At 41.6% G+C, this 26,369-nt stretch carries 24 protein-coding genes; 7 read left to right on the top strand and 17 right to left on the bottom strand.

Features of this window, described 5'->3' with window-relative positions:
- Positions 1-38: 38 nt before the first annotated feature.
- From CDH51_RS02655 to CDH51_RS02690, 8 genes are all read right to left on the bottom strand, one after another.
- Positions 39-1,199, bottom strand: a complete 1,161-nt coding sequence (locus CDH51_RS02655) for an acyloxyacyl hydrolase (protein ID WP_100627125.1) — start codon at positions 1,197-1,199, stop codon at positions 39-41.
- A gap of 101 nt (positions 1,200-1,300) precedes the next feature.
- Positions 1,301-2,509 (bottom strand): tetratricopeptide repeat protein, encoded by a 1,209-nt coding sequence (locus CDH51_RS02660; RefSeq protein ID WP_100627126.1) that lies wholly within the window; start codon positions 2,507-2,509, stop codon positions 1,301-1,303.
- A 27-nt stretch (positions 2,510-2,536) separates the two neighbouring features.
- Positions 2,537-5,059, bottom strand: a complete 2,523-nt coding sequence (gene gyrA, locus CDH51_RS02665) for a DNA gyrase subunit A (RefSeq protein ID WP_100627127.1) — start codon at positions 5,057-5,059, stop codon at positions 2,537-2,539.
- 94 nt (positions 5,060-5,153) lie between these two features.
- Positions 5,154-6,170 (bottom strand): hypothetical protein, encoded by a 1,017-nt coding sequence (locus CDH51_RS20265; RefSeq protein WP_100627128.1) that lies wholly within the window; start codon positions 6,168-6,170, stop codon positions 5,154-5,156.
- 88 nt (positions 6,171-6,258) lie between these two features.
- Complete coding sequence (locus CDH51_RS02675; RefSeq protein WP_157807026.1) at positions 6,259-6,774, bottom strand: hypothetical protein; 516 nt, start codon at positions 6,772-6,774, stop codon at positions 6,259-6,261.
- 104 nt (positions 6,775-6,878) lie between these two features.
- Entirely contained in the window at positions 6,879-7,529 is a 651-nt protein-coding gene (gene rpe / locus CDH51_RS02680) for a ribulose-phosphate 3-epimerase (protein ID WP_100627130.1), read from the bottom strand.
- A 17-nt stretch (positions 7,530-7,546) separates the two neighbouring features.
- Positions 7,547-9,205 carry a S8 family serine peptidase gene (locus CDH51_RS02685; RefSeq protein ID WP_100627131.1) on the bottom strand — a complete coding sequence of 553 codons (1,659 nt, stop codon included), beginning with the start codon at positions 9,203-9,205 and terminating at the stop codon, positions 7,547-7,549.
- Positions 9,198-9,866 (bottom strand): hypothetical protein, encoded by a 669-nt coding sequence (locus CDH51_RS02690; protein ID WP_100627132.1) that lies wholly within the window; start codon positions 9,864-9,866, stop codon positions 9,198-9,200. The genes CDH51_RS02685 and CDH51_RS02690 overlap by 8 nt, the downstream gene beginning before the upstream one ends.
- 114 nt (positions 9,867-9,980) lie before the next feature.
- Between CDH51_RS02690 and trpF the strand changes: the two genes are divergently transcribed.
- Positions 9,981-10,601: a phosphoribosylanthranilate isomerase gene (gene trpF, locus CDH51_RS02695; protein ID WP_100627133.1), complete on the top strand. Its 621-nt coding sequence runs from the start codon at positions 9,981-9,983 to the stop codon at positions 10,599-10,601.
- Between the two features lie 9 nt (positions 10,602-10,610).
- On the opposite strand, the gene CDH51_RS02700 is transcribed toward trpF, so the two are convergent.
- The 5 genes from CDH51_RS02700 to CDH51_RS02720 form a co-directional block, all read right to left on the bottom strand.
- The gene (locus CDH51_RS02700) at positions 10,611-11,558 is read right to left on the bottom strand and encodes an aldo/keto reductase (protein WP_100627134.1); all 948 of its coding nucleotides are present in this window, start codon (positions 11,556-11,558) and stop codon (positions 10,611-10,613) included.
- Between the two features lie 60 nt (positions 11,559-11,618).
- A complete protein-coding gene (locus tag CDH51_RS02705) occupies positions 11,619-13,022 on the bottom strand; it encodes an NAD-dependent epimerase/dehydratase family protein (protein ID WP_100627135.1) in 1,404 nt (467 codons plus the stop codon).
- 53 nt (positions 13,023-13,075) lie between these two features.
- The gene (locus CDH51_RS02710) at positions 13,076-14,452 is read right to left on the bottom strand and encodes a putative oxidoreductase C-terminal domain-containing protein (protein WP_100627136.1); all 1,377 of its coding nucleotides are present in this window, start codon (positions 14,450-14,452) and stop codon (positions 13,076-13,078) included.
- Positions 14,453-14,697: 245 nt separating this feature from the next.
- Complete coding sequence (locus CDH51_RS02715) at positions 14,698-16,068, bottom strand: Gfo/Idh/MocA family protein (RefSeq protein ID WP_100627137.1); 1,371 nt, start codon at positions 16,066-16,068, stop codon at positions 14,698-14,700.
- Positions 16,069-16,093: 25 nt separating this feature from the next.
- Positions 16,094-17,062 carry a DUF6807 domain-containing protein gene (locus tag CDH51_RS02720; protein ID WP_100627138.1) on the bottom strand — a complete coding sequence of 323 codons (969 nt, stop codon included), beginning with the start codon at positions 17,060-17,062 and terminating at the stop codon, positions 16,094-16,096.
- An 82-nt stretch (positions 17,063-17,144) separates the two neighbouring features.
- Here CDH51_RS02720 and CDH51_RS02725 point away from each other — a divergent pair, with 82 nt between their 5' ends.
- Positions 17,145-18,080 carry a ThuA domain-containing protein gene (locus tag CDH51_RS02725; protein ID WP_100627139.1) on the top strand — a complete coding sequence of 312 codons (936 nt, stop codon included), beginning with the start codon at positions 17,145-17,147 and terminating at the stop codon, positions 18,078-18,080.
- On the opposite strand, the gene CDH51_RS02730 is transcribed toward CDH51_RS02725, so the two are convergent.
- Entirely contained in the window at positions 18,077-19,324 is a 1,248-nt protein-coding gene (locus CDH51_RS02730) for an NAD(P)/FAD-dependent oxidoreductase (RefSeq protein ID WP_100627140.1), read from the bottom strand. The genes CDH51_RS02725 and CDH51_RS02730 overlap by 4 nt on opposite strands.
- 168 nt (positions 19,325-19,492) lie before the next feature.
- Here CDH51_RS02730 and CDH51_RS02735 point away from each other — a divergent pair, with 168 nt between their 5' ends.
- From CDH51_RS02735 to CDH51_RS02745, 3 genes are all read left to right on the top strand, one after another.
- Positions 19,493-20,704 carry a serine hydrolase domain-containing protein gene (locus CDH51_RS02735; protein ID WP_100627141.1) on the top strand — a complete coding sequence of 404 codons (1,212 nt, stop codon included), beginning with the start codon at positions 19,493-19,495 and terminating at the stop codon, positions 20,702-20,704.
- Positions 20,705-21,071: 367 nt separating this feature from the next.
- Positions 21,072-21,659 (top strand): DJ-1/PfpI family protein, encoded by a 588-nt coding sequence (locus CDH51_RS02740; RefSeq protein WP_100627142.1) that lies wholly within the window; start codon positions 21,072-21,074, stop codon positions 21,657-21,659.
- Positions 21,656-21,991, top strand: coding sequence for an antibiotic biosynthesis monooxygenase family protein (locus tag CDH51_RS02745; RefSeq protein WP_100627143.1), 336 nt, complete (start codon positions 21,656-21,658; stop codon positions 21,989-21,991). Before CDH51_RS02740 ends, CDH51_RS02745 begins: the two co-directional genes overlap by 4 nt.
- Here CDH51_RS02745 and CDH51_RS02750 read toward each other — a convergent pair.
- Entirely contained in the window at positions 21,979-22,440 is a 462-nt protein-coding gene (locus CDH51_RS02750) for a hypothetical protein (protein ID WP_100627144.1), read from the bottom strand. The two genes, CDH51_RS02745 and CDH51_RS02750, sit on opposite strands and share 13 nt — an antisense overlap.
- Before the next feature lie 52 nt (positions 22,441-22,492).
- Positions 22,493-23,065 carry a hypothetical protein gene (locus CDH51_RS02755; RefSeq protein ID WP_100627145.1) on the bottom strand — a complete coding sequence of 191 codons (573 nt, stop codon included), beginning with the start codon at positions 23,063-23,065 and terminating at the stop codon, positions 22,493-22,495.
- A 128-nt stretch (positions 23,066-23,193) separates the two neighbouring features.
- Here CDH51_RS02755 and CDH51_RS02760 point away from each other — a divergent pair, with 128 nt between their 5' ends.
- Positions 23,194-23,775: a hypothetical protein gene (locus CDH51_RS02760; protein ID WP_100627146.1), complete on the top strand. Its 582-nt coding sequence runs from the start codon at positions 23,194-23,196 to the stop codon at positions 23,773-23,775.
- 2 nt (positions 23,776-23,777) lie between these two features.
- Entirely contained in the window at positions 23,778-24,839 is a 1,062-nt protein-coding gene (locus CDH51_RS02765) for an alpha/beta hydrolase (RefSeq protein WP_100627147.1), read from the top strand.
- A 206-nt stretch (positions 24,840-25,045) separates the two neighbouring features.
- Here CDH51_RS02765 and xylA read toward each other — a convergent pair whose 3' ends face one another.
- Positions 25,046-26,359 carry a xylose isomerase gene (gene xylA / locus CDH51_RS02770; protein WP_100627148.1) on the bottom strand — a complete coding sequence of 438 codons (1,314 nt, stop codon included), beginning with the start codon at positions 26,357-26,359 and terminating at the stop codon, positions 25,046-25,048.
- Positions 26,360-26,369: the final 10 nt, after the last annotated feature.

The raw sequence follows: 26,369 nt of genomic DNA on the forward strand, positions 1-26,369 counted from the left end.
TGGGGAATAAAAAACAAAATTTGATAGGTGGGTCTCTTTTATTGTTTTCTTAAAAATCGGTAACCCAAAGTAAATTCAAAAAAGTCAGCTTTGATTCTATGGGCTTTAATTTGAGCTCCAAATTGTAGATTTTCAGACATCAAATATCTAAGCCCTATTCGCTCGTAATAGATTGTTGATTCTTGGTTTTCACGGTTTCTATGGAGATAAAATCCTAATCCCACCGGGGCATAGAGTCTTTCTGTAAGTTTCCACTCCCAAGCTCCTGCTATTGCTACACTGGTTTGATCCCAAAATCCCACATCGGGATTACCTGATCGTTCTGACAGACCTGGAGCAAAAAAGACATCTAAGCCCACCCCATATCGATATTTGTAATTTTTGTCCCAAATATAGCTCAGGTTAAAACCACCTCTGAAGTAGGTCTCCTCTCCGATCTCGTAATTCTTAGAGCCAGTGTAAAGCATAAAATTCCAGTACCCTTTTTCGAAAAGAATGGGGCGGTCTCGAAGAAAAGCTTCTTCTGGTTTTACTTGGCTTGGCTGAAAATTATACCGCAAACCTATCGATACAGGAACTAAATTAATCCCCGCGTTGGGCTTTCTGGTAGAGCCATTTGAAAAGTGCTTTAACCCAACCATTGAAAAAAGCTGAAATCGATCGGAAAGTGTATAGTTAGCTTTTGCTCCAAAATGTATGTAGCTGTTCAATTCGGAGCCTATAAATTGGTTGATCGGGTTATCCAAAGAGTCGTATGGATTAAGATTGAACCCCAAACCCAAATGAGCAAAGTAGGAAAAATTAAACCTCTTATCCTGAGAAAAAGGTCTGAACGGCATATCAAAAAACCAATAGACTCCCATCGGTCTGCCGATTTCAGATTGATAGGGTAGTGTGGAAGATACCCCAATCCCAAAAATTGGGTTTCTGTATAGATCTCCCATAAAGGTTTTGTTTTGACGCCATCCAAAACGAAAATCAAAAGCAGTGTAGGAAACCAAATCAATCAACTCATCAGCCCAAGGATCCCCATTACTGATGAAGGGACCGGATTCTATCGATAGCTCAATAATCTTATCATATTTTTCCTGTGAAAAAGCTTGAAAAGGGACCAAACTTAGGCTCAAAAAAATAACCACTATCAGACAAGCATGCCTAATATTCAAAAACAGACTACTGAAAAAATAAGCTAGTCTCATAAAGTGAAGGATTAACGAAATGTCAAATCAATAAAACGAATATAATGAAAACAAAAAAGCTGCCAAATGGCAGCTTTTTTAGGTACTTGAGATTCTTCAAATTATCCTTCCATCCAGTTAGGACCGAGAAGTTCAATTAGTTTTTTGTTATACTCTTCGGCTTTAGCGTCATTTTTCAAGCGAGTGTGAATCTGGAAAAGAATTTCCATGATACCTGTATCCTCAGGCTTGATTTCAAGAGCGCTTTCGAAGTAAGTAACTGCATCAGCATAGTATCCGTTTGCTTCTTTGCCCATAGACTCAGAACGCTTTTCCCACTCCTCGTCAGATAAATTATTCAATTCACTAAGAGTTTCTCTCGCCTTTTCGATTAGTAATGCAGCAGCATAGTAGTTACCTTCAAAGAATTGTGGATCAACCTCTACTGACTTTTTGTAGTCGGCAAGTGCACCTTCCATATCACCTGCTTGCTCTTTTAGATATCCAGATCTTAGCAATAAAGCGGTATTGTTTGGATCGCTTTCAAGAGCTGTTTTGATTTGAGCCATTGCTTCATCCATTTTGTTTAGCTGAAGCAAAAGTTGGATTTCGTAAGTAGAAAGGTCCTTATCTGAAGGATACTCTTCTTTTGCTCTTGTTACCATTGCATAAGCAGCTTCAGGGTCTTTGTCTTCAGTAGACAAAATCTGAATCATGAAATAATATGCATTTAGCTTGTTGTATCCTTCGATATCAAGCAAAGTAGAGAAGTGTCTTTTAGCATCTTCAGTTCTTCCAAGATCATTTGCAAGGAATCCTGCATTGTAATGGATAGTAGTGTCTGTCGGGTCAATTTCACCAGCCAAGTTGAAAAACTCATAAGCCATTTCATAGTCTTCCTCATTGTATTGAGTAATCGCCTTGTCAAATGCTACGTTTTTCAATTTGTTCACTGAATTAGGACGCAAATTCTCAGGTGCTCCAGGGATATCTTCTTCGAAAATATCTTTTCCTACACCTGAAGTTTTATCTCCATCGCCCATTTCAAAGGCTTTCATGAAAGACTCATAGGAGTTGTTACCTACTTGAAGATTTTCCATGGTATTGGAAGAGTCAGTAGCGAACATTCCTAATTGAATCTGAGCTTTCAACAAAGTGGTCTCAGGATCTGAACCAGTTTCTGGATCCTGAAGAGCTGTTTCTACTTCAGATAGAGCAGTGGCATAGTCTCCATTTTTAAAGTTTTTTTCAGCTGAACGTACTACCTTTTTTTGTCCAAAGGCTAGGGTCGTTGCGCCGACCAAAACCATTGATAGAATTAGCTTTTTCATTCTTGGCGTTTATCTTATTTTGGTTGATTATTCTTTTGTTTCATTTGGATTCTCTTCAGAATCTGGTGCAATTTCTGAAGAATTTAGATTTTCTTCATCTTCTTCTTTGGAAATTTTTTCAACGGATGAAATCTCATCTCCTTCAGAAATCTTGATCAATCTCACTCCCTGTGTGGCTCTTCCCATAATTCGAAGTCCATCCACAGAGATCCGGATGGTAATACCAGACTTATTGATGATCATCAAATCATCGGTATCGACAACTTGTTTTATTGCAACAAGCGCTCCGGTTTTTTCGGTGGTGTTCATGGCTTTCACACCTTTTCCACCTCGATTTGTGATGCGATATTCCTCAAGGAATGACCTTTTGCCATATCCTTTTTCCGAAACTACAAGTAGAGTCGCATTTTCCTCAGATGCACATACCATGCCAACGACATAGTCATTCACATCATTTAAGGTTATGGCTTTTACTCCTGTGGCTGTTCGACCCATTGGCCTTACTGCAGACTCATGGAAGTGAATAGCACGACCTGATTTTGCAGCTATCACAATATGCTGATCACCATTCGTCATGTCTACATTTACCAGTTGATCATCCTCCCGAATGTTCAGAGCTATGATTCCATTGGTACGAGGTCTACTATATTGCTCCAGAGTAGTCTTCTTGATAATACCTTTTTTGGTCACCATGATCAAGAAGTGATTATTGATGTAATCTTGATCATTGAGGTCATTTACCTGAATAATTGCTCTAATTCGATCATCGGAAGCAATATTGATCAAGTTTTGGATAGGTCTTCCCTTCGAAGTCTTTCCGCCTTCAGGGATGGCATAGGTTTTCAACCAGAACAATTTACCCTGATCAGTGAAAATCAATAGGTAATTGTGAGTAGAGGCTGTGAAAAGATACTCGGTGAAATCGTCCTCTTTGGTACTGACTCCTCTTGAACCTACTCCTCCTCTACCCTGTGTTCTGTACTCGGTCAAGGCGGTTCGCTTGATGTATCCCTGATGAGAAACAGTGATTATCACTTCCTCATTTGGGATCATATCTTCATAGCTGAAATCTTCAGCATTATGCTCGATTTCTGTACGACGGTCATCACCATATCGATCACGCATTTCGGTGAGTTCGGTTTTGATGATATCCATTCGCTTATCTTCATTCGCAAGGATATCCTTTAGCTCCTCGATCAATGCCATGATCTCCTGATATTCCTGAACGATCTTATCACGTTCCATACCAGTAAGACGCTGCAGACGCATATCAAGAATAGCTCTCGCCTGAATCTCAGTCAATTCAAAACGCTCCATCAAACCATTTCTAGCTGTCTCTGGATCTACTGAGTTACGGATTAGGGCAATTACTTCGTCCAAATTATCCAAAGCAATCAGATAACCTTGTAAAATATGAGCTCGCTTTTCAGCTTCTTTAAGTTCATATTCCGTTCTTCTCACCACTACTTCATGTCTGTGACTGACATAGTGTACAATGAGATCCTTCAGGTTAAGCGTTTGTGGCCTGCCTTTTACAAGTGCCACATTATTGACTGAGAATGAGGTTTGTAGCTGTGTATGCTTATACAAGTTGTTTAGAACAACATTTGAAATCGCATCACGCTTCAATTCATATACAATGCGCATCCCAGATCGGTCAGACTCATCCCGGATCGCAGAGATACCATCAATCTTTTTCTCATTGATCAAGGCAGCAGTTTTTTCTACCATGCTAGCCTTATTGACCATGTATGGAATCTCCGTGATGACAATCATCTCCCGGTTTCCATTATCCTTCGTTTCAATACTGGCTTTTCCTCTGACTACTACTCTTCCACGCCCAGTTTCGAAAGCAGCTTTGACTCCATTGTATCCATAGATAATTCCTCCTGTAGGAAAATCAGGAGCGGTGATATACTCCATCAGTTCTGGGATGGTAATCTCTCTATTATCGATGTAGGCAATAATGCCATTGATCACCTCTGTCAGATTGTGAGGAGCCATGTTTGTGGCCATACCTACAGCAATTCCAGATGCTCCATTCAAGAGCAATGCAGGAACCTTTGCAGGTAACACTACCGGCTCTTTCAAAGAGTCATCAAAGTTGAATTGGAAATCAACAGTGTCTTTATTGATATCAACAAGAAGCTCTTCGGCTATTCTTTTTAGCCTTGCCTCTGTATATCGCATAGCCGCAGGGTTGTCACCATCGATGGATCCAAAGTTACCCTGACCATCTACCAATTGGTATCGAAGTGACCAAGGCTGCGCCATTCGAACCATGGTATCATAGACAGCAGAGTCACCATGAGGGTGATATTTACCAAGCACCTCACCGACAATTCTAGCGGACTTTTTATAGGGTTTATTATGAAGAACTCCGAGCTCTTGCATTCCGTAAAGAATACGGCGATGAACTGGCTTCATTCCGTCTCGGACATCTGGCAACGCTCTTGAAACAATAACCGACATCGAATAATCGATGTAGGCACCACGCATTTCCTCCTCAATATTGATAGGAATAATATTCTCGTTTTCTCCTTGGGCCATATAATGCTAATTCACGGGATAAATTAAGGCTGCAAGATAGTAAAAAGGCCCTGCTTTTGAAAAGTTAATTCCAAAGTCAATCAGGTTGGATCAATCAATACCATTGACCTATTTTTCGGTTTTGGAGATTAAATATGGAGCTACCTCTGTACTCGACTCCATTGTGCATGTGTTTCATCACCACTCCGCATCCTGCGATTTTGCATCGCTTGGTCCCCGGGATCCGAATTGCTAGCCCTACTTGCATGCCATAGACACGTTGGTCAAGCTCCTGAAATTCAGAAAAATCGGAGGCAGAATAAGTAAAACTCCTAATATCCATTGAGCCTTTAATGAAAAGTTTGGTGTACTCTGAAAAATCCCTTTCCAGCCGGAGCCCAATTCCAAATGCAGGCTGATCTGCTACTGCCAATCGAGGGGTGTAATTTGGGTTTTGAGTCAAACTGGGATTGACAAAATTTTTGATATTTAAATTACCAAAGTCGGCCTCAGCGATCAATCGCCAAGGATAAATCTGCCGAACTCGCTGTCTTAGCTCAGATTGCATGTAAAGATTAGCAGATGCATATCTTCTATATCGCCATTGTAAATACTTCGCCCGACGATTTGCATCCCAAAGGACTAAACCCACCGTGCCATAAAAGCGGGTGGCTTGGTAGCTTGCCCCTTCGAAAGGAAATTCAAAATTTCCGCCAACCATAGGTTTGATATTCCCCCACTCCATACCATATCCCCCTCCGATTGTAAGAAGATTGAATAAATTCACTCGCACTCCTGCATTTAAAACGGGGAAGACCCAATCTGAGCCCTTCATAGCCAATGGATTTTCTTCAGAAATATCGAGCGGCTCATCAAAATTTTGAAACTGGGTGAGCGGATACAAATCTGGATTTGGTGAGAAAAAATCGGTTGAAAACTGCTGATATCCAGCTCCTGTGGATATTTCCAGTGCAAACTGCTCCAAAACGTTTCTAAAAGCGTTTCCTACTGCAGATTCACTTTTTGGGTTCTTGGCTTTACGGCTAATCCCAAAAATATCTTCCTCTTGGGCAAAAGCAGACCCAAAAACCAAAATTAGAAAGCATAGTAGTAGCGTCTTCTTTTGCATCATAAGGCAATAACGAATTGAATCAAAGTATGGTGTGAATATATAAAAAAAGCCTCCCAGAAGGAGGCTTTAAATCAATTATGAAATTGAATTATTTTCCGTCTTCAGCTGCTTCACCGTCCTCAGCAGGAGCTGCTGCTGCTTTCATCTCTTCAATCATTGCATCTAGTTTCTCTTTTACAGCTGGATCTTCTTTAATAGCTCCTAGCACTTTGTTGTAAACAGAAACAGAGATTACATCGCTGTCAGTGATCAGGTTAGTCTTGTAGTCAACAACACTTTGCTGAAGACCGCCTTGAAAATCCAAAATAGCTTGGTAAGCGGCTTTTTCTTCGTCTGTGACATTTGCCTCAGCCATTTTCGCTTCATCTCCCCAAGCAGCTTTGATTTCATTGTATCGAGCACCGCCGTCAATCACCTCATTATTGAGAATCATATTACGAAGCTCTTCCGTTTTTTGCTCTACATACTGTGAAGTCATTACCTCTACAGTTGCATATTGTGTTAATTCCTCATCAGTCACGGGTCCTTCAGTTGCCTCTTGTCCGAAGGACATAAAAGCAACAAACGCTACAAAAAACGTAGAAAGCAGAGTCTTTTTAATCATGATTAGTCGTTTGGTTAGTTACAAGATTGCAAAAAAACAGTCAAGGCTCAAAAAATCAAGGAAACCGTTGATATTTTAGAATTTTTATGACAAATGGTCAATTATCAAGCTCTTTTGAGCATAGCAATTGTTTCTTTCGGAGATTCTGAGTTGAAAACAAAACTACCGGCTACCAAAATATCAGCTCCTGCATCTTTCAGTTTTTGGGCATTATTTAAAGAAACGCCTCCATCTATTTCAATTTGGGTGTTACTCCCCTTTTGTATGATCAATTCCTTTAATTTACTCACCTTGGAGTAAGTGTTTTCAATGAATTTTTGCCCTCCGAAACCAGGGTTGACGGACATCACACAAACCAAATCAATTAAATCTAAGGTGTCAGTCAATAATTCAACTGAGGTATGCGGGTTAATTGCTACCCCCGCTTTAGCACCCAGATCATGAATAGCCTGAAGTGTTCGATGTAGATGATCACAGGCCTCGTAGTGCACTGATATGTTTGCAGCTCCGGCATTTCTAAACGCCTCCAAGTATCGGTCTGGCTCTACAATCATCAAATGTACATCCAGTGGCTTTTTGGCATGACGATGAATGGCTTCTGTCACAGGAAGCCCAAAAGATATATTGGGAACGAAGACACCATCCATAATATCGACATGGATATAGTCTGCTTCCGAGTCATTGAGCATTTCTACGGCAGACTGAATATTTGCAAAATCAGCAGCTAAAATGGATGGGGCAATTTCTAAAGACATTGAAAAGCGTAATTTGATTAAAGGCGGATTAACTTTTGCTGTTTGATAAGCTTTCTGTCCTGCATTTGGATAATATACATACCGGGTCTAATTCCTTCTAGCTGCAACTCATAAGGGTCTTTTGCAGTATTGCGAGATAGATTCTGATTTTGAAGGGTTTTTCCGTTGAGGTCAATCAATGAAAACTCAGCTGATAAACTTGACCCAAAATAAATGGTCAACTTGTTTCCTTCCATGGGATTTGGAAAGACTTTCCAAGGGATAATTTCACCATTTTCTTCTACTGAAAGGATTTCTCCGTAAAGAGCTTCTCGGAAGTTTGGAATTCCATACCCCAAAAGATTGTCTGGATTTTCATATTGAGAGGCGCTTCGAAGAAGATTTTCTATTAGTTCCGCCCGAGTCCATTCAGGCTTAGCTTGCCACAAACCTGCTGCTAAGGCGGTGATTTGCGGAGCAGAAAAAGAAGTCCCGTTGGCAAAACCCACGTTTCCATTACTTCTCAAAAGCGCTACTCCATTGCCAAAAGCTGCCAAGTCTGGTTTGATCCTTCCATCACCTGTAGGGCCTCTTGAACTGAAATTTGAAACCTCCAAGCTTTGATTAACCGATCCAATAGCCAATACATTTGGAGAATCTGCAGGAGCAAGAATTGAAGGCTCAGATGGCCCATAATTCCCCACGCTATTAACTACCAAGATTCCTTTGCTGGAAGCAATGTTTGCCGCTTGAGTAATTACAGCAGTTTTCCCATCCAATTGTCCTGAACTGTAATTCATCTCCGGATCATCAAAATCATAATAACCCAAGGAACTATTGATGATATCTACTCCAATGGAATCCGCATATTCAGCAGCTCGAAGCCAGTTATACTCTTCAATTCTGTACTCGGTTGCTACCTCCTCAGTCATGGCCAAGAAGTATTCTGCCTCTGGAGCACCGGCGATAAAACTTTCAGTTTCTACCGCAGCTATTAAAGAAAGGACATTCGTACCATGCTGATTGTCGGTAAATACATTTTGATTCCAAGGTCTGACAAAGTCTTTTTGCGCAACAAGTTGATTATTGCTCAGCAAGTGAGATAAGGGACTGGCATTATCTGTACCAGGAAAACCTGCATCAAAAACGGCAATCCTAATTCCTTTTCCCTTAAAGCCTTCCTCATGCATAAAATCAATTCCAAGAAGACTATTTTGAAAATCTGAAGGCAATTCTTGTGCAGCAAGTGTTCGCTCAGCTTTTCCTCCTGGAGGGCAAACCTTTGCGGTAGCACTTACAAAAAGTCTTCTTCCGATTCGTGCATTTGGATTTGGAATGTATCCTTTCCCCACCAACTCCACTTTTTCTACAAATGGAAGCTCTGCTATTGACTTCGCTCCCTCCATATCTGTCACAATCAAGGAGGCATTAAGCCATTTTGATTGATAAAGAATGTAATGCGAAAGCTGGTAAACTTCATCAACGTAGCGCTGAGTTACCGGCAGATCAGTACTGTCTACAGCAACGCCTTCTTTCGCTCTTCGAAGCAAAGCCCGATCTGTCAAAAAATCTTGAGGCTGATCTAGATTTAAGCCATCCTGAGGCTTGTACTTATAAAAAACAGCATAGCGATCTTGTGCCTCCACCAAAAATGGCAAAAGCCAAAGCGATACCACACAGATTAATAGCCTATTCATTACCGTAAGTTATTAATTTCATATTCAAAAATCTACCAGAATCTATTAGCTGTTCTCCAAGACAATCGTTTCTTGAACAATAAGTTAACACTTCTGAATACCTTTCTGTTAAACCAACCCCCTTCTGAAAAACATCATAACGAATATCCCGAAAGGTAATCAGGTCATCTTCGTTTTCTTGTAGCACCCGGATTTGTTCAGCGCTAGTCCCGGAGGATTCCTGAATCAACTCAAATTCATCCTGTTCAGCTCCACGATATAAATTTCCATTCCAGATCAACCCTTCTTTAGGAGGAAAGGCAAGGATGACAATTGGCTGGTTGTTAAGATTCATAACCAAATTATTATCCCTGATTACTATTGTATAGTCAACTTCAACCTGCCAGTTTATCTGATCAAGAGATCGTTCTCTTTGGACAATAAAAACCTGTTCGCCAGCATCATTTACAAATAAACTGCGGATACGATCCTTCAAAAAGTATTGACTATCCTCGAAGTCATTCTCACCAAAATACGTTCGCTCTGATACTTCATAAACCCAGAAATTTCCAATGAACAAAGGAAAGTAATCCAAGCCAGGATCAACTTGCGGATTTTCTACCTCTCTTTCACAGGAGAGTAGAATTAAAAAAAGAAAAACAAATGGTAGTTTTTTCATCATTATCAGAACCCTAAATTACTGGTTTTACTTCAATTTTATCCAAAATCAAATTTGAAAGGCAGAAATGGAAGCAAAACTGTCATCATTGGTTAACTTAGCCAAAAATTTTATTTAATGGCTCTTAGTATTTTCGTAAAGATCAGCGGCGTAACCAACTTAAGTGATGCAAGGTATTGCGCAGGAATGTTTGTAGATCTATTAGGTTTTGATTTACAGGAAACCTCAGATAAGTTCGTTTCACCAACTCAATTTCAGGAGATTTCAGGATGGGTTTCGGGTGTTGATTTTTGCGGGGAGTTTGGAAATGATTCTTTAGAAACCTTACAGGAAAAACTCAAAAAATACCCCGAGATTTCGTGGATTCAACACAATAAGTTGGAGACGTTACTTCAATTTGACTCTGAAAAATATCAATTGATCTTTCAGGCAGATCTCAGTGAAGTCAGGCATATTGAAGAAGAGCTCGCAGAAGAAATTTCTAATCAGAATCTTCACTTATTGCTTTCAGTTGATCAAACTGAATTGAACACTGATCAGAAGGAATCCATCAGATCCATTTCTAAAAACGCTAAGGTCATATTAGCCGGAGGTATTAGTCCGTTTAATGTAAAATCAACCGTTTCTGAATTGGGTTTATTTGGTATTGCTCTTGAAGGAGGGGAAGAAATAAAGCCAGGGCTCAAAGATTTTGATACCCTGGCGGAAATTCTAGAGGAGTTGGAATTAGAAGATTAAAATTCTCGATTACTCCCAAAGATCTGAAAGATTGTAAGGGCTACTTCCTTGAGTAAAGAATGTGCCATCAACAAATCGGTGACTGATTCCGATATCTTTGAGCTCCATCATATCATGATCATCTAGTTTAATATCAGCAGCCTTCAGATTTTCGGTTATTCGTGATTGATTTACTGATTTTGGGATCACCACAATATTTCGAGCAATCGACCATGCGATCAGCACCTGTCCCTCAGAAACACCATGCTTTTTAGCAATTTCCTTTACTACCGGATTTGAAAGTAATTTCGGATCATTTTTATGCTTTTCAGCTCTCGAATCAGGCGAGCCTAAAGGGCTATATGCCGTCAACAGGATATGGTTTTCCCTGCAAAACTTAACCAATTTGTCCTGAGGTAAGAATGGATGCATTTCAATTTGATTCATTTCAGGTGATTCTCCCCCCATATCCAGAAGCTCCTGAAGCTTGCGGCTATTAAAATTGGACACACCAATATGTTTGGTTTTGCCAAGTGCTTTTTGTTCCTGCATAGCTGACCATGTCTGAGTAAGCGGAACATCCTTATAGGTAAAGAACTCTTCTCTTAGCGTCGCAAAACCAACTCCATGCTTGAAAGCAATTGGCCAATGAACTAGGTATAAATCCAAGTGATCAAGTCCGAGGTCTTGAAGGGTTTTATCCAAAGCAGGTCCTACATCCTCAAGCCTATGTGAATCATTCCATAATTTAGATGTGATAAATACCTCTGACCGGGTGACAATTTTATCAGCAATTGCATCTGCCAACCCCTCTCCAACTTCTTTCTCATTTCCATAAATAGCCGCACAGTCAATATGTCGGTAACCAGCTTCGAGTGCCCAGTAGACCGCCTGACGTACTTCTCCTGGTTTGCTTTTCCAAGTACCAAGACCCAGAATAGGCATGGTATCTCCGTTTTTAAAAGTGACTTTTTGCATTTGATGTTGTTTGATGGAGTTCAAAATTTGAATAATCGTAATTTACTAAAAAAACGAAGGTCAATCGGTCCTTGTTTCCAGATATCTTTTGAATTGGTTCATTACCCAAAGATGGAAGCGTGCCTGCGTATTTAAATAAACTATCCAAGGAAGACGGGGAACGAACTCATGGATAGCGGACAGAATATAGTCTCCACCTAGGACACCTCTAAATTCCAACCATCCATAATCAAAGCGCTTCACTAGCCAGCCTCCCGTAATATAAAACAACTGGCGCTCCTGATCACTGCGATCAGGAATCATGGTAAGCTGAAGCATGGGTTTCTTTCCCCAAAGCAAATGAAATCCAATATCACCTCTCTCAGTCCTTTTTCCATTGATGAGAAATTTAAAAAAGCTAGGCAACCATAAATTATATCGGTTTGCAACCCAGGCAGCAGAATGACCATTTTTATTACTCATTCGTTGAATGCTTCTAACCGTGTTTTTCATCCCCTTCTTGGGGTAAAACTTGGGTAGATTTGGCCTTTGATCAGATTCCAAAGCCTCTTTGACAGACTCTTCATAGGAGATATACTGAAGCTCTTTTAAATCAAATGCCTTTTTGGGATCAACCTTTAAGGTATGTACCAAGCTTTCAACCAAAGGAGACACCAGCTGTGGCGGGCTATCCCCAAACAAGCCAACCCAAAACTTGGATAGCCCCAAGGAAAAAACAGGAACAGAGAAAATTATTCGCTTTTTCCCCAAAGCCGTGGCGGTTTTTGCCAGCATGGATTTATAGGTTAAAACTTCAGCACCTCCGATATCTATAGCCCGGCCATAAGCATCCTCATTGCCAATGCATGTATCGATAATTTGAAGTGTATTTCGCAGGGAAATTGGCTGTGTCTCCGATTCAGTCCATTGTGGACACATCAATACAGGCAATCGAGTCACCAAGTTTTTGATCATATCAAAACTCGAGCCTCCCGGCCCTACAATAATGGATGCCCTCAAGGCCGTAAGAGCAGCTGACCTAGAACCTAATGTATGCTCAACTTCGAGACGGCTTCTTAAATGCCTTGATAAGGTACTTTCTGGTTCATCAGGTATCAGACCACCTAGATAAATGATTTGCTTCACATGGTTGATATCCGCAGCTCTGCTGAAATTATCCGCTAAAAGCAGGTCTGTATCCTCAAAACTTCCCTGATTGAGCCTTGTGGAAGCATTCATCGAATGGACCAAATAAATGGCGACATCTACTCCTTTCAGAGCCTCCACCGTGGATGAAATCGAATAGAGCTCTACTTGTCTCCATTCTACTTCCGGGTAAGGGTTCTTTTTTACTTTTCGACGGCTTAAACCGATGATTTTGTACTTGTGCTTGTATTTTTCGATAAACCAACTCCCAATGTAACCTCCTGCTCCTGCTATGGCGACGGTAATTCGAGTATCTGATTGGGAGCTGTCTTCGTGCATAAAAGTAGATTTGATTATAAAACTAATTCAAATCCAGTCTGTTTTCGATTTTTTTATTTCGATGCATATTCCTTGGCTAAGGTTGTCGTATGATACTTGGTAATCATATTCGGCACCTCCCAATCCGGCATAGTTCCTTTTTGATAGTATTCTAAAAATCGTTCTGTAACCTGAGCGAAGTGTGCCTCATGCCCATTGTGATAGCGATCAGGAATAATCACCCGATATTCACCATTGCTTGATTCTTCCAAATCAATTCCGGGATAAGTACTTTGGAGCGCGGTTTTGACCGCATTTTCCAAATCAGCCAAATTTTCTCCCAAGAGTTGGACATAGAGTTCCGGACGGTAATTTTGCTCTTTTCCCTGTCGGATGACCAAATTGGCTTTAGTCCCACGCATCATGCTGTAATGCGTATCCCCTGCCCCTTCAGGTGCCTGAAAATTCCAGATTACACTGACCTTGGCGTGGATTCCCTTGAGCGTGTAATTCATCTCCCCATTGGAATAGACCTCTAAGGATCCATTTTTGATATCCTTTTGGAGAAAATCCGGAAACTCAGCTTTCGCAGTCACTTGCCGAAATTGCTCCAGGTTAAGCGGCGTAGCCCATCTTCTAGCCGAAAGCATAGAGACATCAGTGGTATCTACGATTTGATTGGGAAAGGCTTCCCATTGAATCAAATCAACCAAGTGTGTGGTCACGTCCACAATTCCCTCACCCTCGATTTCCACATCAAAAAACCAGTCGGGTCGGACCAAAGGAACTCCAGAAACATACTTGAAAAAGTGATGCACTGACTCCTTGGTAATCGCTGGATTTTCCGGACTTCCTTTCTCCAATTCCCCAAAAACTTCCGGGATTTGAGAAAGCTCTTTTTGAAGAAGGGTGGTGATTTCAAAACGCTCGGTCATGATATCATAAACCAGCAAATCCTTCTCTTTGGCAATCGCAAAAGCCTGCTTCAGCTTTTCAAAACCTTGGCGATTAATGACCAAAGGCTTGTCGGCATACACATGAATCCCATTTTGCACGGCTTCAAGGATGTAGTCTATTTTTTTATCATTCTTACCCGCTACCATCATCACATTGCCCGGCTTTTGGGAAATCATCTTTTTTAGGTAATCATCCCCTGCGTAAACTTCCAGGTCCCATGAGGTGGGATTTTCTGGCCTTGTATTGTAAGACTCCAACCGGTTCAAATGATCTTTCAACTCGTCTCCTGGAGGAGCAAATATGAAAACGGTTGAATCTACTCCCGGATACATGGTCTTATGAATCAATCCGGCATGAAAATGCCCGGGATCCAAAGTCATGATTTTTACATTTTGAGAAGTGGATTCTGCCATATTCTTACCAGATTCATTCGAGCCACAAGCGCTGAACAAAAGGGCCGAAAAGGCCCAGATTGTATAATTTCGTAAATTCATCGATTAATTTTTGAATGAATAGATATCATAGAAAAGTAATCCAAATTGCCCTCAAAAGCATCCCAATTTCACTAAATTTTAGGTTTTAGGATTTTCATTAATTGATTCCTGACTTGCCAAAGCCGAGAATGAGTAGGGCATGAATTCCCGGACAAAAACCAAAATAAGGATGCTTCCAGCTTCTAGCTTCAAACTTCTTACCCTCTGAGAATTAAAGGGAGTTCAATATTAGAAAAGGTCAAAGATTAAGCCTTCACATAATCCGTTCCCCACGGTCTTCGCTGAGGTCGACTGAGATGGGTGTTGGCTTCCGGATCATTGATGAATTCTTCTTTTACCGGATCCCAAGCCAATTTTCTGCCCATTTTCATAGCAATATGGCTAACTAGGCAAACTGAACAAGCCCGATGTCCGATCTCTACGGGAGAAAGTAATTCCGTTTTTCCCTGAATTGCATCTAGCCAATTGCCATGATGCTCATCACTTCGGGTCAGGCGGATTTCATTTTCGCCAATTTGGGAGGTTAGGATTTTTGGATCTGATGCATCCAAAGCTTTAGCATTGTTGTTTTTGGCTACAGGATCCGAAGAGGAAGCCTGATAGTTGCCTCGGGAAACCCAAATCCAACCTTCGGTTCCTTCGTATCGAATTCCGTTTGGATAGCCTCCGGAAGTAAACATCATGACACCATTATCGTATTCGGCCTTGACCATAAAGTCTCCATGCACATTCCAAAAACCTGAGCGTGGAAATTCCGCCACTGCCTCAATGTATCTTGGCCCTGTCAACTCGGTATCCATTCCCCAAGCTGCCGAATCAAAGTGATGCTGACCCCAGCCAGTGATCATTCCGGCGCCATAGTTTTCATGCCGCAACCATCCCGGACGGCTGTAGTCGTTTTGTGGGTGCACGCCGATTTCCGTGTATGGAATCTCGGGCGTGGAACCCAACCACATATCGAAATTCAAATTGGAAGGAATCGGCATGGGTGGAGCATCTGGACCCGATGGATCGCCGGGAAGTCCTATTCGAACGGTATGAAGCTTTCCGATTCGTCCATTTCGGACCAATTCTGCGGCAATTCTAAACTGCTCACTGGAACGCTGTTGAGTTCCTAATTGAAGTACAACTCCTGTCTTATTGACCACCTCGACTAATTGTCGACCTTCTTTGATGGTCAGGGAGGTTGGCTTCTGTACGTAGATGTGCTTTCCTGCCAATGCGGCCTCCATTGCAGGTTGGGAGTGCCAATGATCTGGAGTGGAAATGATTACCGCATCAATGTCCTTATCGAGCAGCATTTCCCGGTAATCCCCATACTGCTTAACATCCATGTACTTTTCTCCCAGCTTTTTGCTGTAGTAGTCCTCCACCAATTTTTTCCCATCAGCCATCCGCTTGCTGTCTACATCCGACACAGCCACAATTCGGGCTACATCATGCCGCCAAGTCCCTGGCAAATCATGGTCTCGGGCGATTCTTCCGCAGCCGATCTGGCCGATATTGATTTTATTGCTTGGAGCATTTTTTCCGAAAACGGAGGCTGGAACGATGGTAGGAAAGCCGAATGCGGCTCCTGCCAAGGCAGTTTTTTTCATAAAATCTCTTCTTTCCATATCCTTAGTGATTTATTGCTTGAGTTTATTTTACAAATGCTCTCCAATAGGCCTCGGCTTCTTCAGCCGTAAGATCCCCGTCAAATACAATCATCCGATACTTCAGGGAGTATCGCTTTTCTGGCTGAAGTTCCCAAGATTCATGACGGATGGGACAAAATTCGATGAACACATTTCCTTTACCATTGTATTGACCGACAGGCCACACTCGCAAGGGTTCGGGATGGGCTTTATTGGTATTGTGGCTGAGAAAAAGAATTCCGCTTTGTCCTTCGGGCGAATCTGTTTTTCCTTTGACAATAATCCACTTGGCCTCTTTCCCGTCAGCAGTTTTACGTTCGTGGCCCTCTGAAGTCAAAATAGTACTGTTGTCATCTCCCCATACTTCTGTGGCACGAAAACCTATCCCACCTCCGTATCGGTAATCATCCAAAAGGATCCCTCCGGGTATTTTGGTGGAAATAGTCGTGGTATAATCGACCATGTATCGGCCTTTGTCAGCCGGCTTCAATTTGATTCGCAAATCCTCTTCGATAGCTAATCTTTCCGACTCAGGAGCCTTGAGATCTAGGTGATTTTGACGGACATTCAACTCTGCAGCACCGCCGGCTACTTTTTTGGAAAGAATATGGGAAAAATCCACTCGGCCCTTTTCATCTCCCAAATTCCAGAAATCCACCTCTCTCCCACTGATGGTAGCCTGGGTCCAAGGTCCCCAAATACCATAGTGATGATAATGGTCTTTTGGTTGAATCCGACTGAGGACTTGTCCACTAGGAGAGCTGATGGGATGGATAAAACCGGATTTGCTAAAGGCCTCTTTGACACCATCAGGAACAGGTTCTTTGACCGTCTGATAGGTAAGAACTTTCTTTCCTCCAAAATAAAAGTCCACTCCCTTTTCGGATTCCTTTAGCTCAATTTCTTGCGCAAACGATCCCATAGAAAAAATGGCCAAAAAGACTGCAAAGGTCAAAATTCTTTTGAAAGACATAGAAATTTCAGGTTATTGGGCTTGTGTTTTTGAAGTTATTAAAATCTCTTAAAAAGCCCCGAACTACTAACCCAATTTACCTATGATCAGAGCTATTATCTACGGAATCGTTTTCTTGTTTTCGTTTCAATTCATCTCTGCACAGAGCCTTCCCGAAGTCACATTAGATGAATCTTGGAAAGAGAAAATCAGAGATTTAGCACCTGAAAAACCAACTTTTCCAATCTCAAAAAAGAAGAACGTTTTGGTTTTCTCTCTGCATACCGGATTTAATCATTGGGTGAGACCTCATACCGAGGAGCTAGTTAAGATTCTCGGGGAAAAAAGTGGTGCCTTTGAGGTCATCGGTAGCAGAGATATTGATTACATGGAATTGAAGAACCTGAAAAAATTTGACGTTCTTGTACTGAACAATACCAATTCAAAACCCGATAAGCGCAATCTTTTTTGGGATGAGCTGAAAATTCAATCCTACGGTGATTCAGCTGCCATCATGCAAAAAGCACTAGAATTGGAAGAAAATATCCGCAAATATGTGTCAGATGGAGGAGGTCTCTTGGTCCTTCATGGAGGAAATACCATCCTAAACAACTCCATGGAATTCAGCCGACTTTTAGGTGGGAGCTTTGACTATCATCCGCCTCAGCAGGCCTTTCAGGTTCGATTGGAAAATCCCAATCATCCCTTGGTCCAAGCCTTTACCTCGGAAGGATTCAATCATGTAGACGAACCCTATTTTTACAAAAACGCCTACGAGGAAGGTGATTTCACTCCACTTCTCTATTTCAACAATTCAGAAATAACTGGGCAACGTAAAGGACAGGAAAAATCCGACGGAAAAACCTACGTAGCCTGGATCAGACCGCAAGGCAAAGGAAAAGTCATGTACGCCTCCCCGTCCCACAATGCCCAGAGTTTTGATAACCCACAACTGCTCCAATTCTTTCTAGATGGAATGCAATATGTGGCTGGTGATGTAGAATGTGATGAAACTCCTATTGGGAAGATGAAACCCTAATGAGTAGGCATGTACGAATGAATAATAGCCTGTGCTGCCGTACGCCCTGAAGTCATTGCAGCATTGATGGAGCCATTTAGGAGGTAATCTCCTGCTAAAAAGACCTGATCTGTGATTTTGCAAGCCGTTGGCGCAATCTCATATTTCATATCATCCACATGGGGAAGCGCATAAGAGATTTCATACAACTTTAGAAACTTGAAGTAGTCTGCCTTTACTCCTGAAATCTTTGAAAGTTCTTGTTGCACCTGCGAAATAAGCGTTTTCTGATCCATATCCGCTTCTAAAACTGTGACTGAAAGCAAAGAACGATCTCCGTTTGCATAAGCCTCCGATACATCATCCATGAAGACGATATTATTGACCAAATGGTCACCTGGGAGTAATCCGATCATTGGCCTAGCAAGAAATGATCGCTGTAATGTAAAGTAGAGGTTCCAAACCTTACGAGGGCTTCCAAATTGTCCCTGTAGTTGCTTCATCACTCGATCAGGCTGTACAGCAATGATTACCCGATCCGCAATCAAAGTTTCTCCATTATCCAGATGGATTGCATTTCCCTGTACTTCCTTCACGGGATGATTAAAATAAATCTGTGTCTCACTCAATTGCTCTCGGATCATAGCAGGAATTTCTCCCATTCCTTTCTCAGGAACCGCTGCATGTCCTTGGGCAAACATCTTGAATACAAACTCAAACATCCTAGCCGAGGTATTCAAGTGCTTTTCTAGGAAAATCCCTCTAAAGAAGGGAGAAAAGAAATTCTCAATAATCCGATCCGAAAAGCCATAATTCTTCAGATATTGATGGGTGGGAATATTTTCTCCGGCAAAAATCTCCTGATTGGATTTGTTTTTTAACTCTTGGGTAAGGGAAAACATTTTCACCTTATCCATGAATGTCCCAACCTTAGAAAAGGCCATACTGACCACTTTCAGCGGATTTCGCATTGGGTCTGAAATGATATAAGTATCATTTTGATCAAAAATGACAGCACCCGGGTCGAAAGTTTTCAGGTGAAGAGCCTGAAAATCCAGATACTTTTTAGCCTCTGGATAAGCAGTATTTAAGACTTGAAACCCATGATCTAAAAGAAATCCATCTACTTTATCGGTTTTCATCCTACCTCCGATTCGATCACTTGCCTCCAAAATCACAGGACGAAATCCAGCCCGTTCTAACTCAAGTGCCGCAATCAAGCCTGATATTCCAGCTCCGATGATGTAAATTTTTTCTTCTTTCATAGTTCAAAGGTTCAAATCATTCTAATTACAAAAATGGCCAAAATCTTGGAATCTGACCTGAATTTCTAACTCATGCGAATTCAAAGAGTTTTGCCAAATTTTGATGAAATCCATCAATGGTCTAGTCCTTTCACCTGCAATTTCTTAAAATCACAAAAAAATTAGACCATGCGATCCATCCTATTCATTTGCTTTCTACTATTAAGTTTCTCTGCTACCCAGGCGCAAATTTACTTTCCAGAAAAAGGAAATTGGGAAAGAAAATCACCTCAAGAGCTAAACATGGATGCCTCAAAAATCCAAGAGGCCATTGAGTTTGCAAAAACTCATGAAAGTGACGCAAACCCCAATTTAAAGATCGCTCATTATGAAAGTGGCTTCGGAAGGGAACCCTTTGGCTACCCTATCGGGCCAATGAAAGTGAGAGGACCAGCCACAGGCTTGATCATTTACAAAGGCTATGTAGTTGGGCATTGGGGAGATCCAGATAGGGTAGATTTGACTTTTTCTGTTGCAAAAAGCTTTTTATCTACCACCGTGGGACTGGCCGTGCAAGAAGGCCTTATTCGCAGCGAACAAGATTTGGTATATCCATACATGGCCCCGATCTATCCCTACTTGCCAGAGCGACCTTCCATCAATAAAGCTGACCATTTGGAAGAGGAGGACGTATTTGATCTTTTTGGAACAGAGCACAACCGAAAAATCACCTGGGATCATTTGTTGAGGCAAACTTCCGATTGGGAAGGAAGTCTATGGGGCAAGCCTGATTGGGCAGATCGTCCTGCAGAAGGAGTGGCACAGAAGCGAGCAAGACCCCAAAATGAACCCGGAAGCAAATATGAATACAATGACACTCGGGTAAATGTACTTGCTTTGGCTGCGATGAACGTCTGGAGAAAGCCTTTACCGGTAGTCCTCAAAGAAAAAATCATGGATCCGATCGGTGCAAGTGATACTTGGAGGTGGACAGGCTATGAAAATTCCTTTGTAATCATCGATGGACAAATCATGCAGTCCGTCAGCGGTGGGTCGCACTGGGGAGGTGGAATGATGCTTTCAGCTTGGGATCAAGCAAGATTTGGATACCTGACTTTACGAAATGGTAACTGGCAGGGAGAGCAGCTTATTCCGGAGACTTGGATGGAAAAATCCAAAACCCCTACTCCTGCCAATCCTAGCTACGGGTTTATGAACTATTTCCTCAATGAGGATCAAAAGCAAGTCCCTGCTGGTCCCAAATCAGCTTTTCTCCATATTGGAGCTGGCACCAATATGATCTATGTCGATCCTAAAAATGATCTTGTGGTGGTAGCTAGATGGATTCCGAATGGAGATAAGGCCGAATTGGTGAGGCTAATCCTAGAAAGCATTAAATGAAAATAGCCCCGGAAAACCGGGGCTAGGTGATCGTGAACAACTTTTCACTATTCCTTTTTGTGATGGAAGGAGTACCGCTTAGTCGGCATTTTAGAACAACCTTAAACCTATTAACCTATTTCTAACCTAGAGCAGGACTAGCCGACTAAACCAAATAATCTTCTGTAATCGAAAATTATTTATTCGTCTTGCATACAAAATTACGGGAAAAATTAAGTCGGGGTTACCCCCTTCACCTTTTCTTGACTTATATCAAGATAGAATTAAACGATAGAGGAAATAAACAGCATTAAAGCCCTGTTGACTTAATAATGAGTTCAATAAAATGCAAAGAATCGGGTCTGAAGATTAAATTGAAATTGAAAAAATGCAAAGACTAGGGATTTTTATATTCGACAATGTGGAGCTCTTGGATTTTGCAGGGCCATTGGAAGTTTTTTCCATCGTGGGAGAAATCATCGGAAAAAGCGAATTGGAAGTAGTTACCTTTTCGGAAAAGGAAATTCCTATCAATACCATTCATGGGCTTTCAGTCTCGGCTGATCTCAGTCTAGATCATCTAGAAAGCTTAGATTACTTTGTAATCCCAGGAGGAGATGGTTCCAAGCAAGTGATCCAAAATGAAGGTCTGATGAATTCCTTAGAGAATCTCATTTTAAAATCTGAATGGACCATGACCGTGTGTTCGGGAGCACGAATTCCTGCTAAACTCGGTCTATTGGCTGATAAACCATTTTGTACGCATGCTTCGGTTTATGAGGATTTAAAAACGATAGAACCCACAGGCATCCCAAGGCCGAATCAGCGTTTTGTCCAATCTGATAAAAAGCTATTCACTGCGGCAGGTATTTCTGCGGGCATAGATTTAGCCCTTTACTTGACAGCAAGAACTTTTGGAAAAAGCGTAGCTGAAAAAACTGCCGAATACATGGAATACCCAATGAATTACCAATGATCGCAAACACGCCCCAACCACCCTATTATGCTGTGATTTTCACCAATCTCCTTACTGAGAACACAGATGGCTATCAAGAAATGGCCGAAAGAATGGTTTTGCTAGCTGAAAAGCAAGCTGGCTACTTAGGCCACGAAAGCGTCAGAGATAGCCTTGGAATCACAGTGAGTTATTGGGAAAGTCTAGATGCCATCAAAAATTGGAAAGCAGTCTCGGAGCATGTCCTAGCTCAGGAATTAGGTAGAGAAAGATGGTATAAATCTTTTAAAACAAGGATTTGCTTGGTTGAGCGTGATTATGGATTTGATAGAGAGTCAGATCAAAATGCGTAGCCAAGGCTAATCCCGAACCAAAAAGGGAAAAAGGTACCTTGTCCGAATAATGGTGTCATGGAAGCACGGAAAAGAAAACCACCTTCCTCCGGCTCTCTTCTATATCCAAAAATCATATGGCCAACAGTCCCGGTTCCTACAGACCGACTATCTCCTACTGCAAATGCATTTGTACTATCCTCTGCACGGAGGAAAGTAGCTCCCGCCCCCATTTCGAAGTATTTTCCATTTTTCCCCAATAGGTAATTTAGGCCAACAGGGAGAGTTGCCACAGAATTTCCATCTATGGCGAAATAAGATAATCCAGCTTTAAACCCTAAGCCGTCAAAGCGCTTCTCAAATCGCTGATCGTAGTTGAATGAATAGCCCAAACCATTCCCAAAAAGCTCCATATAAACCCCTCTACCCCTTTCCCTCGTTCTTTCTTGAGCAAAAGTCTGGGTGGACATTATTAACAGAAATATTGCAAATTTTAATCCTAGTAGGTTTTTCATATTTATTCTAAAAAGCGTAGCCAACACCTATTCCAGCAAAAAGAGGCCAGAAGCCATTATTGTTAAAAATCGGGTTCAAATTCACCTTCCAAGTAAATCCACCGTCAACAGGCACTCTTCGATAACCAAAATTCATCGTACCCATGATACTTGGTGAGCCATCTACATCCAGAATAAAGTTGTAGGAGTCAGACCCAGTGGTGGTACAGACATACTGTCCTGTGGTCTGATCAAAATAGCCTTCGATACAGTACTCATAATAGCTATTATCAAAAGCGAAGAAAGTCGCTCCAAAACCTAATTCAAAATAATGTGGCCCCTTGCCGTAAAGTCTATTGACCATGATAGGCAATGAAAAAAACGAATCACCATCAGATACCGTGTATCCTCCTGCTCCAATCCGCATCCCCCAGGAATTGATATTATCCTTGTCGAAACGGAAATCATAATTGAAACTGTATGGAAGACCAGCTCCACCTAGTTCTACATAGACAGCCTTGGTTGGAGATGTAGGACTTTCCTGTGCCAAAACGAAATTTGAAAAAGTAATGGCGAGAATGGCAAGTAAAACTTTTTTCATTGTAAGGGATTTTTTTCTTGTAACGCAAGACTAAAAGAAACGATACAGATTCCAATGAAATTTGTTAAAGATTCTTTCAAAAATTTTCAGGTGATATAATTCTCTTAAATTAGAATGAAGTTTATTCCATGAAAAAGAAAATTAAAGCATTGATGGTGGTTATAGCAGGGTATTTTGCCTTGCTTATTGGTCCTTCTTGTGTCCAGGAACAGCTGCCTGATCTATATGCACGCTGTCCAGGTGCTCGGGATGCCAATGCGATTGACCTTAACGTTGAATTCGCCCCCTATCTCAGCGATCGCTATGCTACTTCTTCTGATACGGTTGACTTCGAAGATTTTTTTATGGTTTTGGATTTGGAAGCCGAAGTATTGTCCGAAGCTAGTTCTTTTTGGGCCTTTGGAAGGGCTTACGCGCTTTCATGTGCCCCGATTTACAACTTCAAAAACATCTCCAATATCGCAGTGACATTGCGTGAACCTTTTGGAAGCCTGCAAGCGGGTACCGATATTTCTTATCTCTTTGAAACCTTAGAAGGAACTCAGCTTTCAGATTTAAGGGATTTTCAGAATCTCATCCCTACTTTTGGTCTTTATTTGCAAGAGAATCCTGAAAATTACTCTCAACTGTCACTTAGAATATTTCTATTCCTAAGAGATGGAAGGCAAATACTAGTCGACACCACATCCCCTACTTTGAAAACCAACTAATTATGCTTAAAAAGCTGTTTTTATTCATTTTCGCCGCAGCGATGATCATAGCTGTAGTGTATATGCTAGGCCCAAAAGTAGAAAGACAAGAACTGACGATCGAATATCCTGAAGTTCCCACCCGACTGACAGAACTCGAGTCGTATCTGCAAACGCGAGAAGATACTGTCCTTGGTCTGAAAGAAGGTAATCAGGCCTACATTCAGTGGGCTGATGAAAGCAATAAGCGAAAAACCCCCTATTCCATCGTTTACATCCATGGTTTTGGAGCGAGCCCCATGGAAGGTGATCCCGTACATCGATTTCTAGCAGAACATTTTGGAGCAAACCTTTTCGTAACCAGGCTTCCGGAACATGGTATCAGAAGGGAAAATGGAATGGAATACTTAAGTCCTCAAATCTTAGCCAATGCTGCAGGCGAGGCCTATCAAATCGGAAAAAGCCTTGGAGATGAGGTCATTATAGTAGGAACATCCATGGGAGGCGCTTTGACCCTTTTACTCGCTTCACAGCAGCCTGATATCAAAGCAGTTGTGGTGTATTCTCCCGCCATCCGTGATTATGGTGGAATATTACAATACCTTTTTACTCCATGGATACTCTGGATTAACGAAACCTTTGCAATGAAAAATAAAGTTCGCCACCAAGATCGGGAGGGAGAAAAAGCAGCCTATTGGTCTGAAGACTATCATAGCAATGCCTATGAAAGCCTAGCGGTGATCATGTATGGAAATATGGAAGAAAAAACCTTCCAAAAAATCCGACAGCCTCTTATGCTAGGATACTATTATAAAAATGATGAAGAGCAGGACAAGGTGGTTTCAGTGCCAAAAATGCTGGAAATGTACGAGCAGCTTGGAACTCCCACCGAATTAAAAAGAGAGAAAGCATTCCCGAAAACGGGTGATCATGTGATTGCCAGTTCCATTACTTCCAAGGATTGGGAAGCGGTCTTATTTGAAACCATTGATTTTCTGGAAAATGTAGTTGGGATTCCTGCTAACCCCAAGTTTCAGGAAAATATTGAAGAATTGACCGAGGCTAATGAACTGATGAAGAATTAAAAAAAGGCCCGAAAATTCAAATGAATTCGGGCCTTTTGGCTTTAATTAATTAAAATCTGACTATCTGTTATTTACAATCCGAATTGTATGCGGCATAAAATCCGGTTTGAGAATCAAATTCCGTAAACTTCACAATTGCAGCTTCCAGCTTTCGACCAGATATGATTAGAAAATCTGGCAAAGGCATCAAAGCTGATAATCATATTTTAAATAAACCTGTTTAAAAGATTCTCATAGTATTCCTGCTTGCCGCTTATTTGCTCAGGCTCACCTGCCACAGCTGCATAGTTTCTCAAATCTTCCAATCCAAGTTGACCGTCTTCAAATTCCTTTCCTTTTCCTGAATCAAAGCTCTTATATCGATTGATTCTTCTCTCCAAGTAATCAGATTTTTCGAGGATATCCTGAGCGATCAACATGCTCCTTGCAAAGGCATCCATACTTCCGATGTGAGCTAGGAACAAATCATCTGCATCTGTTGAATTTCTTCTGATTTTAGCGTCAAAGTTGACACCACCTCCTTGAAGACCTCCGGAAGTCAAGAGCACTAGCATCGCTTCTGTGAGTTCCTGAAGATTCAATGCAAACTGATCGGTATCCCATCCGTTTTGATAGTCACCTCGATTCGCATCTATACTTCCCAAAAGTCCAGCATCAGCAGCTACCTGCAATTCATGCTGGAAAGTATGCCCTGCTAGGGTCGCATGATTCACTTCGATATTTAATTTGAAATCCTTATCCAACCCATAGTGACGAAGGAAACCAATTACCGTTGCAGAATCATAGTCATATTGGTGCTTGGTTGGCTCCATCGGTTTTGGCTCGATGAAAAAGGTACCCTTGAATCCATTCTTTCGGGCATAGTCTCTAGCCATGGTTAGAAAACGAGCAAGGTGCTCCGTTTCTCTTTTCATGTCGGTATTGAGCAGGGACATGTAGCCCTCTCTTCCTCCCCAAAACACGTAATTTTCTCCATCCAATTTGATGGTAGCATCAATGGCATTCTTAACCTGAGCTCCAGCCCAAGCCACCACATCAAAATTAGGATTGGTAGAAGCTCCATTCATATAGCGCGGGTTACTGAATACATTTGCAGTACCCCAAAGCAACTTTATTCCTGTTTCCTGTTGCTTCTGTTTCGCATAATCAGTGATGATTTCCATTCGCTTTTCATACTCAGCAAGCGAAGCTCCCTCATCTACCAAATCCACATCATGGAAACAATAGTAAGGTGCTCCAATCTTCGTGATAAACTCGAAAGCAGCATCCATTTTGTCCTTCGCCCGTTGTACAGGATCTGGATTTTTATCCCAAGGATGCTGAATGGTCCCCGGTCCGAATGGATCACCGCCCGTTCCGCAGAATGAATGCCAATAGGCAATGGCAAACTTGAAATGCTCTTTCATGGTCTTTCCGCCTATCATGCGATTCTCATCGTAGTAGCGAAAAGCTAAAGGATTATCACTTTTTGGTCCTTCAAAAGGGATTTTTCCTATCTCTGGAAAATAATTTGTTGACATATAGGTTATG

The sequence above is a fragment of the Algoriphagus formosus genome (genome assembly GCF_002807035.1).
Lineage (GTDB): Bacteria > Bacteroidota > Bacteroidia > Cytophagales > Cyclobacteriaceae > Algoriphagus > Algoriphagus formosus.

Bases quoted from the DNA above. Each gene is read 5' to 3' on its own strand.
- CDH51_RS02655 (WP_100627125.1), bottom strand. From the start codon at position 1,199: ATGAGACTAGCTTATTTTTTCAGTAGTCTGTTTTTGAATATTAGGCAT.
- CDH51_RS02660 (WP_100627126.1), bottom strand. From the start codon at position 2,509: ATGAAAAAGCTAATTCTATCAATGGTTTTGGTCGGCGCAACGACCCTA.
- gyrA (WP_100627127.1), bottom strand. From the start codon at position 5,059: ATGGCCCAAGGAGAAAACGAGAATATTATTCCTATCAATATTGAGGAG.
- CDH51_RS20265 (WP_100627128.1), bottom strand. From the start codon at position 6,170: ATGATGCAAAAGAAGACGCTACTACTATGCTTTCTAATTTTGGTTTTT.
- CDH51_RS02675 (WP_157807026.1), bottom strand. From the start codon at position 6,774: ATGATTAAAAAGACTCTGCTTTCTACGTTTTTTGTAGCGTTTGTTGCT.
- rpe (WP_100627130.1), bottom strand. From the start codon at position 7,529: ATGTCTTTAGAAATTGCCCCATCCATTTTAGCTGCTGATTTTGCAAAT.
- CDH51_RS02685 (WP_100627131.1), bottom strand. From the start codon at position 9,205: ATGAATAGGCTATTAATCTGTGTGGTATCGCTTTGGCTTTTGCCATTT.
- CDH51_RS02690 (WP_100627132.1), bottom strand. From the start codon at position 9,866: ATGATGAAAAAACTACCATTTGTTTTTCTTTTTTTAATTCTACTCTCC.
- trpF (WP_100627133.1), top strand. From the start codon at position 9,981: ATGGCTCTTAGTATTTTCGTAAAGATCAGCGGCGTAACCAACTTAAGT.
- CDH51_RS02700 (WP_100627134.1), bottom strand. From the start codon at position 11,558: ATGCAAAAAGTCACTTTTAAAAACGGAGATACCATGCCTATTCTGGGT.
- CDH51_RS02705 (WP_100627135.1), bottom strand. From the start codon at position 13,022: ATGCACGAAGACAGCTCCCAATCAGATACTCGAATTACCGTCGCCATA.
- CDH51_RS02710 (WP_100627136.1), bottom strand. From the start codon at position 14,452: ATGAATTTACGAAATTATACAATCTGGGCCTTTTCGGCCCTTTTGTTC.
- CDH51_RS02715 (WP_100627137.1), bottom strand. From the start codon at position 16,068: ATGGAAAGAAGAGATTTTATGAAAAAAACTGCCTTGGCAGGAGCCGCA.
- CDH51_RS02720 (WP_100627138.1), bottom strand. From the start codon at position 17,062: ATGTCTTTCAAAAGAATTTTGACCTTTGCAGTCTTTTTGGCCATTTTT.
- CDH51_RS02725 (WP_100627139.1), top strand. From the start codon at position 17,145: ATGATCAGAGCTATTATCTACGGAATCGTTTTCTTGTTTTCGTTTCAA.
- CDH51_RS02730 (WP_100627140.1), bottom strand. From the start codon at position 19,324: ATGAAAGAAGAAAAAATTTACATCATCGGAGCTGGAATATCAGGCTTG.
- CDH51_RS02735 (WP_100627141.1), top strand. From the start codon at position 19,493: ATGCGATCCATCCTATTCATTTGCTTTCTACTATTAAGTTTCTCTGCT.
- CDH51_RS02740 (WP_100627142.1), top strand. From the start codon at position 21,072: ATGCAAAGACTAGGGATTTTTATATTCGACAATGTGGAGCTCTTGGAT.
- CDH51_RS02745 (WP_100627143.1), top strand. From the start codon at position 21,656: ATGATCGCAAACACGCCCCAACCACCCTATTATGCTGTGATTTTCACC.
- CDH51_RS02750 (WP_100627144.1), bottom strand. From the start codon at position 22,440: ATGTCCACCCAGACTTTTGCTCAAGAAAGAACGAGGGAAAGGGGTAGA.
- CDH51_RS02755 (WP_100627145.1), bottom strand. From the start codon at position 23,065: ATGAAAAAAGTTTTACTTGCCATTCTCGCCATTACTTTTTCAAATTTC.
- CDH51_RS02760 (WP_100627146.1), top strand. From the start codon at position 23,194: ATGAAAAAGAAAATTAAAGCATTGATGGTGGTTATAGCAGGGTATTTT.
- CDH51_RS02765 (WP_100627147.1), top strand. From the start codon at position 23,778: ATGCTTAAAAAGCTGTTTTTATTCATTTTCGCCGCAGCGATGATCATA.
- xylA (WP_100627148.1), bottom strand. From the start codon at position 26,359: ATGTCAACAAATTATTTTCCAGAGATAGGAAAAATCCCTTTTGAAGGA.